The sequence below is a fragment of the Brucella sp. TWI559 genome (genome assembly GCF_039674265.1).
GTDB classification, from domain to species: domain Bacteria; phylum Pseudomonadota; class Alphaproteobacteria; order Rhizobiales; family Rhizobiaceae; genus Brucella; species Brucella chromiisoli.
The window spans coordinates 35,900-48,548 of record NZ_JBDJNE010000010.1 but is presented as its reverse complement, the minus strand read 5'-3'; the positions used below and the strand labels follow the sequence as shown (position 1 = coordinate 48,548).

The window sequence follows — 12,649 nt, the reverse complement described above, 5'->3', positions numbered from 1 at the left end:
CTTCGGGCGCCGTTTTTGTTTGGGGTAACAAGATTTATTCTTTATCGCTCGCCGCGGCGATAGGGCTGCATCAGCGCCTGTGGAACGCGTGCGCGACGTGCCATTACGATCAGCGCCACAATCGACATGATATATGGGATCATCAGGAAGAGCTGATAAGGCACGAGCTTGCCGTAAACGGTTTGTAGACGCAGCTGGAACGCGTCAAAGAGCGCAAACAGCAAGGCGCCTAAAAGTGCGCGCGCAGGCTTCCATGAGGCAAATACGACGAGCGCGATACACACCCAGCCGCGTCCCTGCATCATGGTCGGGAAGAACGAGTTGAACGCGGAGAGCGTGAGAAACGAGCCGCCAACAGCCATCAATGCACTGCCGAACATGATGGTGAAAATACGCACCCGGATCGGGTTGATGCCTTGCGCTTCGGCTGCATGTGGATTTTCACCGGTCATGCGAATGGCGAGGCCAAGTGGTGTGCGAAACAGCACATAACCAAGCAGCAGTGCCAGTGGAATGGCGATCCATGTGAGTGCTGTCTGGGTGCCGAGCACCTGTCCAATAAACGGAATATCCGCAAGCCAAGACGGATTGACTGGCTGGAACGGTGTGATTGTCGGTGGTGTGGAAGACAATGGCACCAGCAGACGAAACAGGAAATAGCTCAGACTCGACGCAAACAGCGTGATGCCAAGGCCGACCACATGCTGCGACAGGCCGAGTGGAACGGTCAGCGCTGCGTGCAGCAGGCCAAAAACAGCACCCGATGCGGCAGCAGCCAGCACGCCGACCCAAAGATCTGCCCCGTTGAAGACGGTCAGCCAGCCGATCATTGCGCCAAAGGTCATGATGCCTTCGATGCCGAGATTCAGAACGCCTGCACGTTCGCAATAAAGTGCGCCGAGCGTGCCGAAAATCAGCGGTGTTGCGATGCGCAGAACCGATACCCAGAGGCCAGCGGAAAGCAGGATATCCATCAACTCGTTCATCGGGCGATCCTGTATTGGGTGAAGAAGAGGGCGACCAGCATGGTGAGCAGCGACAGTGCAACCGTCACATCGGCGATGAAGCTCGGAATGCCAATGGCGCGGCTCATGCCGTCTGCGCCAACGAACATGGCTGCTGCAAAAAGGGCCGAAAAAATCGCACCAATGGGGTTCAGATTGGCAAGCATGGCAACGATGATGCCGGAATAGCCAAAGCCCGGCGACAGATCGGTTGTGACATAACCTTTGACACCCATGACCTGTATTGCACCGGCAAGACCCGCAAGACCACCGGAAATGCAGGCGACTTTCACCAGCGTTTTGCCAAGGGGTACACCTGCAAAACGCGCGGCTTTCGGGTTAAGTCCCGCAGCTTTGGTTTCAAGACCAAACACGGTGCGCTTTTGGACATAGGCGATGATCAGCGCAAGCGCGATGGCAATCAAAATGCCGATATGGAGCCGCATGCCCGGCATGATTTTTGGCAGCACGGCTGCATCCGGTACAGGTTCCGACTGCGGCCAGCCGAAAGCCAGCGGGTCTTTCATCGGGCCTTCGATCATCATCGAAACGAATAGAACAGCCACGAAATTGAGCAGCAGCGTGGTCACGACTTCATCAACGCCAAAGCGCAGGCGAAGGCCGAGCGGGATCAGCAAAAAGATCATGCCAGCAATCGCACCCACGATCAGCAACAGCGGAATGAGTAAGGGTGCTGGCAGGGCTAATTGCGTGCCACAGGCAACAACCGCAAGGGCACCCATATAAAATTGGCCTTCAGCGCCGATATTCCAGAGTTTTGAACGGAAGGCGACAGCCGCAGCAAGGCCGGTCAGCATCAAAGGGGCCGCGCGGGTCAATGTTTCGGTGATGGAAAGCTTCGTACCGAATGCGCCGATTGCAATCTGGCGGAAGGATTCAAGCACAGGGGCGCCCGCGGCTGCGATCAGCAGACCAGCCAGCACAAAGGCAGCGAGAACCGCAAGAACCGGAGCCGTTGCCACCAGAGCCATGGGCCTTGTTTCGCGTCGTTCAATACGCATCAGTTGAGCCCCTTCGTAGTATTATTCTGCCATTCGCCGGCCATCATCAGGCCCAGTCTTTGCGCATTGGCCTCGGCTGCATCAATGGGTGGAGACAGCTTTCCTTTGACGATAGCCTGCACGCGGTCGGCAAGGCCGATAATTTCGTCAAGGTCTTCCGAGATAAGCAGCACGGCAGCACCTTTGGCCCGCGCTTCCAGAATGCGGGCATGAATGGCAGCGACTGCACCTTCATCAAGGCCGCGCGTTGGCTGGGCAGCAATTAGAATGCGCGGGGCTGTTTCAAGGTTGCGGCCCAGAATGAGTTTCTGCATGTTGCCGCCTGAAAGCAGACGAATGCGGCTGTCGGGCGTGCCGCCACGCACATCGAAATCTTTAATGATGCGGTTGGTAAATTCACGCGCAGCCGTTCGATTGACCAGAATGCCATTGGAAAATTGCGGATCGCGGACGCGCTCAAGTATAGCGTTTTCCCAAAGTGTGAGATCGCCGATTGCGCCTTCCGCATTGCGATCTTCCGGGATACGGCCAACGCCCATTCCCACAAACTGACGCGGATCAAACTTCTTAACCGCCTCGCCGAACATAACGAGTGAGCCACTGGCAGGCTGGCTGAGGCCGGAAACAAGACGGCCGAGCGCCGCCTGACCATTGCCGGAAACGCCGATGATGCCGAGGGTTTCGCCAGCGCGCAGATGAAAATCAAGATCGGTCAAGCGCGCCACACCATCTTCCACCACAGTGACATTCTTTGCTTCAAGCAAAGTCTCGCCGGGGGGGGCGGCTGCGCGCGAAGGGCGCGAAACACGGCGGCCAACCATCAGTTCAGCCAGCTCTTCCTTGGAGGTTTCGGACGCTTTGCGTTCTGCGACAAGCTTGCCGCCGCGCAAGACCACAACGCGGTCAGCAGCAGACATGACTTCATGCAGCTTATGCGAAATGAAAATGAGCGACAGGCCCTGACGCGCCATCTCTTTCAGTGTCGCAAACAGGTTTTCGGCTTCCTGCGTGGTCAGAACGGCGGTCGGCTCGTCGAGGATCAGGATGTCGGCGTCGTTATAGAGTGCCTTGAGGATTTCCACACGTTGCTGCTCGCCGACCGAAAGGTCACCAAGCCGTGCATCGGGATCGACCTGCAAGCCAAAGCGTTTGGCAATTTCCGAAATTTTGGCGCGCGCTGCACCATGCGCTGATTTTAGTTTCCAGAGGCTTTCGGTGCCGGTGATGATGTTTTCCAGAACCGTGAGATTGGGAGCCAGTGTAAAATGCTGATGCACCATACCAACGCCCGCATCGATTGCGGCGCGTGGCTTACCCTGCGGGATTTCGGTGCCCTTGACGAAAACGCGCCCTTCATCAGGCACGTAATGGCCGAACAGAATGTTCATTAGCGTGGTTTTGCCAGCGCCGTTTTCGCCGAGAAAAGCGAGGATTTCGCCGCGCTCAAGCTTTAACGAAATAGCGTCATTGGCGGTCAGCGTGCCAAAGCGTTTGGTTATATTTTGCAGTTCGAGAACTGTGGTGGTCATGCGTTCAACCCCGCAACGCCAAATTTATGCTGAAAGCGACAGTCCTCTTCCATCAACTCGCCCAGGTTTAAGAGAAGATTGTCCGCTCCCATACGAGCAATCAACTGAATTGCAAGCGGCATACCGTTTGCGTCCGTGCCAAAAGGCATGGAAAGCGCCGGAAAGCCGGAAATATTGGCCAAGGCCGCATAAGGCGCGAATGCATTCATCTTATGCCAATGTGCGTCCACATCGTCATGATCCATAGGATATGAGCCGATCGGCTGCGGACCACGCGCCAGCATCGGCGTTATTAACACATCAATGTCATGGAAAATCTGCCAGAGTTGATAGGCCGTCATAACGCCGCCATTCATGGCGTCGTAGAGTTCGACTGCGCTCATTCTGCGTCCGCGCAATGCCACGGCTTGCGTCAGTCTTTCAGGCTTATCTTCGTCAATTGAGAATGCATCAATCGCCGATGCCAGATTGGCCGAGATGATCCGGTCAAAAGCTGTGGCACTGTTATCAACGAGCGGGGAAAGAGCATCCGCATTGATCGCCCGAATTGTGTGGCCTTGCGCTTCGAGAAAGCGGGCTGCATCTTCAACCACTTGTTGACGCTCTTCCGTTACCGGATATTTGGTCAAATCTCCCGAAACAATACCGATGCGCAGTTTTGACGGCTTGTTGTCTGATCGAAGGGAGACATCAGGCAGGAAGCTTTCGGCGTTGCCAGCAACGAGCGGGAATAAAGTCTTTGCATCGCGAATTGAACGGCAAAGCGCAAATTCGCTTGCGATGCCTGCGAGATAATTGCCGAAATGCGGACCGGCTGGCATAGCGCCACGGCTTGGCTTGAGGCCGATCAGCCCACAAGTTGCCGCTGGAACGCGGATCGAACCACCAGCATCGGTTGCGTGCGCTATTGAAACAATACCGGCTGCCACGGCTGCGGCTGCACCGCCCGATGATCCGGCAGGCGAGAGTGTGTCGTCGAAAGGATGGCGAGCGAGAGGGCCGTCTATTGGCTCGCTTGCAAGCGCCATGCCGAATTCTGGAACGGTTGTCGTGCCGAAGAAGCTAAGGCCCGCTTTGCGCAAACGCGCAGCGAGTTCTGAATCAAGGTCTCGCGGTGCGTTCGCACAGGCGCGCGAACCAAGGCGGATCGGCAGGCCAGCGCATGGACCACCAAGATCCTTGAACAGGGACGGTACCCCGGCGAATGGCGCTTTGTGATCAAAAGCGCTCGCATTCCCGCGTCCAAGTTCTTCATCGAGATATGCAATGGCGCCCAGAGGGCGCCATTTTTCTGCGGCTTCAATCGCGGCATCCATGGCCTCTCGTGCGGTCAAAACGCCTTTCGCAATCGCGAGTGCGAGCGCTGTTGCATCCTGTTGCTTCATATCGAGTGCCACGTTGCTGTCCTGAAATTTCTTACTTAGGCTCTGCCGGATTTGGCTCGACCTTGAAAGTGCCAGCCTTGATCTCGGCGCGACGGGCTTCCATTTTGGCTTCGACGTCTGCCGGAGCAACGCCCTTGACGTAAACGATGTCGTTGCCGCCTTCCTTCATCAGGCTGAATGGCGTGTAATCCTTGCCGGTTGGATTTCCAGCCTTGACGTCTGCAACGGCTGCATCAAGGATCGGGCGGAAGTTCCACATCGCATTGGCAAAGACGGTATCCGGGTAGCGTGGCGTGTAATCGATCAGCGAACCAATTGCTTTGATGCCGCGTTCTTTGGCAGCATCTGCCGTACCGATACGCTCGCCAAACAGGATGTCAGCGCCAGCGTCGATCTGGGCGAGACCAGCTTCGCGTGCCTTTGGCGGATCGAAGAATGTGCCGATGAACGAAGCGTTGAACTTCGCATCCGGGCGGGTTTCTTTCACACCGTCCTGAAATGCGTTGATGAGCATGTTGACTTCAGGAATTGGGATAGCACCGACGGAACCGAACGTACCGGTCTTGCTCATGCCACCCGCAAGCATTCCTGCGAGATAGGCCGCTTCAAAATTCCATGTGCCGAACACGCCGAAATTGTCGCCCTGTTCCTTGCCGGAAGAACCCATGATGAAGGTGGTCTGTGGGTAATCGGCTGCAACCTGACGCGCTTCGCGTTCAACAGCATAGGATTCGCCGACGATCAGTTTGATGCCCTGTTCTGCATATTCGCGCATGGCGCGCGGATAGTCGCTGGCCGAAACGCCTTCCGAAAAGACATATTCGATAACGCCGTCGTCATTGGCCTGCTTGAGCGCTTCATGAAGGCGCGAGTTCCATGCGTTTTCAACAGGTGATGCATGAATGCCTGCGACTTTTAACTTTTCTTCTGCCGCGAAAACGCTGGTGGAGAGTGCTGTTACACTGAGAGCCGCAGACATTGCGAGAACGCTGCGGCGTGTGAGTTTGGACGGTGTGGTCATGGAAACCCCTCTTGGGTGATGTGTAGACGTGCAATTATGCGCGACTGATTGCTCCGCCTCTTTTTGCGAGGCTTATGAGCAACGTCACGTATTTCAGACGAATCTGCCGTTAATTCAAGCGCTTTTATCAGACGGTTGAAAAAGAGGCACTGCTTTTTCGTCGTATTTTTGTGGGAATATTATTCCTGTGGCGCATAATCTGCGCCATCAACCGAAGACGGACGGCCTTCAAGGTTGAGTGCGCTGATGCGTTGTGGTGTTTCGGCGATGATTTTTCCGCGTTTGACGACTATCAGGCGGTTGGCTTTTAGGCGAAGTGCTTCCAGCGCGTCGCGTGCCTGAAGCACCACGAAATCTGCATTGCAGCCTTTTTCAAGGCCGTAACCTTCAAGGCCCAGCGCTTTAGCCGAATTGACGGTGAGCGCGTTGAAGACCTGTTTCTTGCCTTCAATCGATGTCATCTGCGCGACGTGAACAGCCATATGGCCGACTTCCAGCATGTCACCCGAACCCATAGAATACCATGGGTCCATCACGCAATCATGGCCAAAGGCTACGTTAATGCCAGCCGCCATCAGTTCCGGCACGCGGGTCATGCCGCGACGCTTCGGATAGGTATCTGCACGGCCCTGCAATGTGATGTTGATGAGCGGGTTTGGAATGGCGTTCATCTGCGCTTCCGCAATCAACGGAATGAGCTTGGAAACGTAATAATTGTCCATGGAGTGCATGGAGGTGAGGTGCGAGCCGGAGACGCGGCCCTGAAGGCCAAACCGCATTGTCTGTGCGGCCAGTGTTTCGACATGGCGCGACATTGGATCATCGGTTTCGTCGCAATGAATATCAACCGGCAGGCCGCGTTCTGCGGCAATGCGGCAGAGTTCTTCTAGCGATGCTGCACCGTCTGCCATGGTGCGTTCGAAATGTGGAATACCGCCGACAACATCAAGGCCCATATCGAGCGAACGATTGACGAGATCGACAGCACCGGGCGAACGATAGTACCCGTCCTGCGGGAACGCCACGAGTTGAAGGTCGATATAAGGTTTCACCTTTTCGCGCACTTCGATCATCGCCTCTGCCGTGAGCAGACGCGGATCGCTGACATCGACATGACTGCGAATGGCAAGCAGGCCCTGACTGACAGCGAGATCGCAATAGCGAAGCGCGCGCTCAACCATGGCGTCAACGGTCAGCATGGGCTTGAGTTCACCCCAAAGCGCGATGCCTTCCAGCAATGTGCCGGAGCGGTTTAAGCGCGGCAAGCCAAGTGACAGAGTTGCGTCCATATGGAAATGTGGATCAACGAAAGGCGGTGTGACCAGCCGGTTTGAAGCGTCGATTTCCTTGGCTGCCTGATGATCGCCCGTGGATGGCACAATATCGGCAATCTTGCCGTCTTTGACCAGAATGTCCTGCTTTTCACGTCCGTTGGGAAGATTGGCGTTTCTTACAATCAGATCGAACATGGGCGGCCTCTTGGTCATTATAAAAATATGAGCGCTATAATGTGCTGCTCATTTGCGTTTTGACTTATACCCAACTTTGCACGCACGCAATGCTGACGGAGCCATAAGGGGTCGTCATCCGCAACGTAAAATGCTAGTCCGCAAAAATACTGTTAGCAGGATAGCCATGTTCACCATCAGCCGCATTGAAACCATGACACAGGAGATCAAGAAGAGCCGTTTTCTGGCTATTGCCGCTCCTGTGGCGAACGAACAGGCGGCAAAGGATTTCCTGACTGAATATTCCGATCTGTCTGCGACGCATAATTGCTGGGCATGGCGCATGGGACAGAATTATCGCTTCAGCGATGATGGTGAGCCGAGTGGCTCGGCAGGCAAGCCTATTTTGCAAGCGATAGACGGTCAGCAGCTTGATAATATTGTGGTGGTTGTCACACGCTGGTTTGGCGGTATTCTGCTGGGCAGTGGCGGGTTAATGCGCGCTTATGGTGGCACGGCGGCCATGTGTCTTCGGCAGGCTGAGAAGACCGAAGTCATCCCCGTAATTGGTTTTGTGCTGGCGTGTGATTTTTCTGATCATGCGCTTATAAAAGCGCGCCTGACGGCTGTTGAGAATGTGACGATTGCGAATGAGAACTTCACCGCAACCGGCGTCGAAATAACGGGTGCGATGCCGCTTGCCGCACAAGATGATCTGGCGCGTCTGGTGAGCGACATCACTCGCGGTAAAACCGTGATAAAGTTTGACGACTGATCAGGAAAGCTGCGATTTCCGCAGCGCTTCTGCTGAATAATGTTTACGTTTGTCTTCATACATCAAAAGATCAGCGCGCTTCGCAACCGTTTCCAGTTTTTCGCCCGGCATACTGGTGGCGGCACCCATCGAAAGCTCGATTTTAAGCTGCGAATAATACTGGTTGTTGATATCGACCAGCCGGCGAATATCTTCCATCACCGCGTCCGCGCCGCGTTCATCAACATATGGCAGCACAACCGCAAATTCATCGCCACCGATACGGGCAGCATGGCCGGGAAGTTTTACGGCTTCGTTGAGCACTTCACCGATACGGCGCAGCAAACCATCGCCGCTGGCGTGCCCCAGCTGGTCATTGGCTGCCTTGAGGCCGTTGAGGTCAATGATGATGATTGAGACTGGGGGCTGTCCCTTGCGCTCAAGACGATTGAGTTCATCGACATAGAAAGCGCGGTTGTGCAACTTGGTCAGCACATCATGTTTGCCAAGGTATTCGAGATAGGCTTCTGCCTTTTTGCGCGCGGTAATATCAGCCAAGGCGACTTGAACCAGCGACCAGTCTTTTTCGTGTCCGGGGAGCACTGAAAACTGCAAGAGTAAATGCCGCTCGCTTCCATCAAGTGCATAGTTGACGACCTCGCGGCGCTGAAACAGAACGCCATTCCAAAGGTCGATGAGTTGCTCGCGGAAATTCGTTTCCATATCGCCTTTGAAAACATTTTGCAGGTTCTGCAACAAGGTAGCTTTGTCGGGCGCCAGAAACAGTTCGAGTGTTTCGCGATTGATATCAAGGACGCGGATTTCGCTCATGCACTGACGCACAAATTCAGGATGCACATCCGTAAAAATGCGAAAATCGACAATGCCGCGCTCGCGAATATCGTCCATCATCTGTTTGATACGGCTGAAATCTTCAACCCAGAGCGAAACAGGGGAATGCTCAAACAGGCCTTCCGCGTGCTGCTTATGCTTATTTTGCTCGCGCCGCGCTTCTTCGCGTGCTGTCACGTCTTCGATAGACAACAGAACACGCTCCCAGCTTTCTTCATGGCCGGGGAGAACCACGCCCTTAAGCTGAATATCGAGACGCTTGCCACCGAGAGAATAGTTTATGGTATCGCTCATAAAGGCGTTGTCACCATTCCAGAGCTGAACCATTTCTTCGATATGCGGATCAACCATATCGTCGCGGAACACACGCTCCAGATTTTCCTTCAGATGGTGGATGTCGCGTGCTTCATAAAGCGATAACGTTTTGCGATTGACCTTGAGCACACGGATCTGGCTTGTGCAGATGCGCAAGCGGCTGAGATCTTCTTTGAGGAAGGCTCTTAAATCTGTCACGCCGAGTTTGCGCCATTGCTCAAATTGCTTACGCAGGCCGCTATAGTCTTCAAGCCACAGGGAAATTGGCGCGAGTTCAAAGACATTGGCACCGTCATTTAAGGCAGATTCAATATTCATCGTTCGGTTCTAAACCTGAGGCGTTGTTGCATTATTCGCAGACCAGATTGGCAGATAATGATTGCCTTATATTATGCGGTTAAAAGATAAACCAGCACTTATCTATAGAAGCGTGTTATTAACCTAATTTTGTAGCGATTGATTAAAGTCCAATCTGGTAGAGACCGTTCGTCAATAACAATTTTCGATTGAGTCTCGTCTGAAGCCTTTGAAAGCGGTATGGATGCGATGATTTCAGGGGGCAAAATATGGATAAACCGCTAAAAAGCCGGGATGTCCCGCTAGCGGTAGATCTGGATGGCACACTCGTTGCGACAGATTTGCTATGGGAGAGTGTCTTTGTTCTTCTTAAGAAAAACCCGCTTTTTGTATTTCTGCTGCCAGTCTGGCTGTTGTCAGGCAAGGCCAATCTCAAGCAGCAGATAGCCAGTCGTATTTCTATTGACGCAGCGCTTTTGCCTTACCGGCAGGATTTTCTCGCATATCTGCGTCATGAACATTCGCTGGGTCGCAGGCTGGTGTTGGCAACTGCCGCAGCGCAACCGCTCGCGAAGGTTGTGGCGACTGAGCTTGGGATTTTTGAAAGTGTTTACGCGACAAGTGGGAAAACAAATCTGTCCTCACACCGTAAGGCACAGCTTCTAAGCGAAAAATTTGGCCAGAACGGTTTTGATTATGCCGGTAATGATCGCGCTGATATTGCCGTGTTTGCGGCTGCGCGCAAGGTGATTGTCGTTGCCCCCGACCGTGCTGCCGCACGCTTTCACAAACAAAATGGTGGCCGCCTTTTCAAGGCAGATAAGACAGGCATAAAGCCCTATCTTAAAATGCTGCGTGTTCACCAATGGCTCAAGAATCTGTTGGTTTTTGTGCCCGCATTTCTCAGCCATACCATATTCTATCCAGAGATAATTCTGTCCTCTGTACTCGCTTTCGTTGCGTTCTCAGCGGCAGCCTCTGCGATCTATATTCTCAATGATATTGTAGACCTGCCGCTTGACCGCCAGCATACCAGAAAGCGCTCACGTCCTTTCGCCAGTGGAGCGCTCAGTATTCCATTCGGGCTGAAAGTTTCATTGTTGCTGTTAATGATCACGGCCGGACTGTGCTTGTTGCTGCCATTGCCTTTCAGCTTGGTTATCGGTCTTTATCTGCTTGCCACAACAGCCTATTCGGTGGCGCTCAAACGTATGTTGCTGATAGACGTGATCTGTTTGGGGGGGCTTTATACGTTGCGTCTTCTTGGCGGTGCAACGGTTACAGAAATTCCTCCGTCATTCTGGCTGATGGCATTCGCTATGTTCTTCTTCCTGTCGCTCGCGCTGGTCAAACGCTATGTCGAGCTGCAGAATTCCACGGTAACCGAAAAAGATCGTATCGCTGGTCGCGGCTATCGCCCGGAAGATTTGGATATTGTCGGCCAAAGCGGGGTTGCTTCTGGTTTTACCGCAGCAGTGGTTTTAGCACTTTATGTCAACAGTGCCGCCGTTCAGCAGCTTTACAACTATCCGTGGCTGATCTGGCCGCTGGTCCCAATCGTGCTTTATATCATCATTCGTGTTTGGATATTGGCGCACCGCAAGGAAATGGACGACGATCCGGTCGTCTTTCTTGCCAATGACTGGCGTAGTCAGCTGGTGATCGCGATTGGCGCGGGCCTGCTGTTTGTGGCCGGGATGCGCTGATGGACCAGTCTTTCGACAGCTTTGGACGCATTGATCGTCATAGGCGAAGCGCAATTGCATTCGACGATGTGTTTTCCAGGCTGGAAGGCCCGCAAAGTCTGCTCGCATTCGGCAATGGACGGTCTTATGGCGACAGCTGCCATAATGACACAGGGCTGCTTGTGCCGATGCGCACGCATGCGCGGATTGTAAGCTTTGATCCGCATACCGGTGTTCTTGAAGCGGAATCCGGTGTTTTGTTGAGTGAGATTATCGCCGCTGTTGCCAAGCATGGTTATTTTCTACCCGTGACGCCCGGCACGCGCTTTGTAACGCTTGGCGGGGCAATCGCCAATGATGTGCATGGGAAAAACCATCATCTGCGCGGAACATTCGGGAGCCATGTTGAGAGCTTTGAATTGTTGCGTTCTGACGGTGTGCATTACATCTGCTCAAGCGCAGAAAATGCAGAGCTTTTTTCAGCAACGATTGGCGGCATGGGCCTGACAGGGTTGATCCTCAATGCCCGCATCCGGTTGATGCCGGTTGGTTCGCTGGATGTAGAAGAGCGCCTGACACCCTTTAAAAGCCTGCCCGAATATTTCGCGATGGCTGAAGAATCCGACCAGCAAAATGAATATGCGGTTGCCTGGGTGGATCAACTGGCAAGCGGCCATTCAGAAGGGCGCGGGATTCTGATTACCGGAAATCATGCAGTCAATGGCAAGCGCTTGGTCAATCATGGTGCAGCGCGGCTTGGCGTTCCGTTCGAGATGCCATTTTCGATGCTCAACAAACTGAGTCTCACTGCGTTCAACACACTCTATTTTCATGCAAAACGCCGCAGGCAGGCGCCACATCTTACAGGGTTCGAGGGGTTCTTTTATCCGCTTGATAGCCTGCGCAACTGGAACCGGCTTTACGGTCCGGCAGGACTTTATCAGCATCAAAGTGTGATCCCGCTTCAAGAGGCGGAGCGCGCCATTCCTGCAATGCTTCATGCAAGCAGGGCAGCAGGGCAGGCATCATTTCTTACGGTGTTGAAGCGGTTTGGCGATGCGCATTCTCCGGGGCTGATGTCATTTCCAAAGCCGGGTTATACCCTGACAATGGACTTTCCAAATCGCGGGCAAAAGACGCTTGAATTGCTCACCCTTCTTGACCGTATGACGATAGAAGCCGGTGGTCGTGTCAATCCATACAAAGATCAGCGCATGAGTGCGGAGACATTCAAGGCAGGCTTTCCAGAGTGGCAGCAGCTTGAAGAGATGCGTGACGCGCGGTTCTGCTCTGATTTCTGGCGGCGTACCGCATTGAAAAATTAAACCACGGGACAG

Annotated in this window: 10 protein-coding genes; 3 read left to right on the top strand and 7 right to left on the bottom strand. The window is 53.9% G+C overall.

Annotated elements, in window-relative coordinates:
• Positions 1-41: 41 nt before the first annotated feature.
• The 6 genes from ABE530_RS13485 to ABE530_RS13460 form a co-directional block, all read right to left on the bottom strand.
• A complete protein-coding gene (locus tag ABE530_RS13485; RefSeq protein WP_396996842.1) occupies positions 42-986 on the bottom strand; it encodes an ABC transporter permease in 945 nt (314 codons plus the stop codon).
• The gene (locus tag ABE530_RS13480) at positions 983-2,026 is read right to left on the bottom strand and encodes an ABC transporter permease (RefSeq protein ID WP_499694828.1); all 1,044 of its coding nucleotides are present in this window, start codon (positions 2,024-2,026) and stop codon (positions 983-985) included. The genes ABE530_RS13485 and ABE530_RS13480 overlap by 4 nt, the downstream gene beginning before the upstream one ends.
• Entirely contained in the window at positions 2,026-3,555 is a 1,530-nt protein-coding gene (locus ABE530_RS13475) for an ABC transporter ATP-binding protein (protein ID WP_499694827.1), read from the bottom strand. The genes ABE530_RS13480 and ABE530_RS13475 overlap by 1 nt, the downstream gene beginning before the upstream one ends.
• Positions 3,552-4,940: an amidase gene (locus tag ABE530_RS13470; RefSeq protein WP_499694880.1), complete on the bottom strand. Its 1,389-nt coding sequence runs from the start codon at positions 4,938-4,940 to the stop codon at positions 3,552-3,554. The genes ABE530_RS13475 and ABE530_RS13470 overlap by 4 nt, the downstream gene beginning before the upstream one ends.
• Before the next feature lie 31 nt (positions 4,941-4,971).
• Entirely contained in the window at positions 4,972-5,961 is a 990-nt protein-coding gene (locus ABE530_RS13465; RefSeq protein ID WP_265985134.1) for a BMP family protein, read from the bottom strand.
• Between the two features lie 179 nt (positions 5,962-6,140).
• Complete coding sequence (locus ABE530_RS13460) at positions 6,141-7,430, bottom strand: amidohydrolase family protein (RefSeq protein WP_499694826.1); 1,290 nt, start codon at positions 7,428-7,430, stop codon at positions 6,141-6,143.
• A 166-nt stretch (positions 7,431-7,596) separates the two neighbouring features.
• Between ABE530_RS13460 and ABE530_RS13455 the strand changes: the two genes are divergently transcribed.
• Positions 7,597-8,184, top strand: a complete 588-nt coding sequence (locus tag ABE530_RS13455; RefSeq protein ID WP_499694825.1) for an IMPACT family protein — start codon at positions 7,597-7,599, stop codon at positions 8,182-8,184.
• Here ABE530_RS13455 and ABE530_RS13450 read toward each other — a convergent pair whose 3' ends face one another.
• On the bottom strand, positions 8,185-9,648 hold the full coding sequence (locus ABE530_RS13450; protein ID WP_499694824.1) for a sensor domain-containing diguanylate cyclase: 1,464 nt from the start codon (positions 9,646-9,648) through the stop codon (positions 8,185-8,187).
• Positions 9,649-9,896: 248 nt separating this feature from the next.
• Between ABE530_RS13450 and ABE530_RS13445 the strand changes: the two genes are divergently transcribed.
• Complete coding sequence (locus ABE530_RS13445) at positions 9,897-11,333, top strand: UbiA family prenyltransferase (protein WP_499694823.1); 1,437 nt, start codon at positions 9,897-9,899, stop codon at positions 11,331-11,333.
• Positions 11,333-12,637 carry an FAD-binding oxidoreductase gene (locus ABE530_RS13440; protein WP_499694822.1) on the top strand — a complete coding sequence of 435 codons (1,305 nt, stop codon included), beginning with the start codon at positions 11,333-11,335 and terminating at the stop codon, positions 12,635-12,637. The genes ABE530_RS13445 and ABE530_RS13440 overlap by 1 nt, the downstream gene beginning before the upstream one ends.
• Positions 12,638-12,649 lie beyond the last annotated feature (12 nt).

What these genes read in the sequence shown, in the direction of transcription:
- ABE530_RS13485 (WP_396996842.1), bottom strand. Translation starts at nt 986, where the DNA reads ATGAACGAGTTGATGGATATCCTGCTTTCCGCTGGCCTCTGGGTATCG.
- ABE530_RS13480 (WP_499694828.1), bottom strand. Translation starts at nt 2,026, where the DNA reads ATGCGTATTGAACGACGCGAAACAAGGCCCATGGCTCTGGTGGCAACG.
- ABE530_RS13475 (WP_499694827.1), bottom strand. Translation starts at nt 3,555, where the DNA reads ATGACCACCACAGTTCTCGAACTGCAAAATATAACCAAACGCTTTGGC.
- ABE530_RS13470 (WP_499694880.1), bottom strand. Translation starts at nt 4,940, where the DNA reads ATGAAGCAACAGGATGCAACAGCGCTCGCACTCGCGATTGCGAAAGGC.
- ABE530_RS13465 (WP_265985134.1), bottom strand. Translation starts at nt 5,961, where the DNA reads ATGACCACACCGTCCAAACTCACACGCCGCAGCGTTCTCGCAATGTCT.
- ABE530_RS13460 (WP_499694826.1), bottom strand. Translation starts at nt 7,430, where the DNA reads ATGTTCGATCTGATTGTAAGAAACGCCAATCTTCCCAACGGACGTGAA.
- ABE530_RS13455 (WP_499694825.1), top strand. Translation starts at nt 7,597, where the DNA reads ATGTTCACCATCAGCCGCATTGAAACCATGACACAGGAGATCAAGAAG.
- ABE530_RS13450 (WP_499694824.1), bottom strand. Translation starts at nt 9,648, where the DNA reads ATGAATATTGAATCTGCCTTAAATGACGGTGCCAATGTCTTTGAACTC.
- ABE530_RS13445 (WP_499694823.1), top strand. Translation starts at nt 9,897, where the DNA reads ATGGATAAACCGCTAAAAAGCCGGGATGTCCCGCTAGCGGTAGATCTG.
- ABE530_RS13440 (WP_499694822.1), top strand. Translation starts at nt 11,333, where the DNA reads ATGGACCAGTCTTTCGACAGCTTTGGACGCATTGATCGTCATAGGCGA.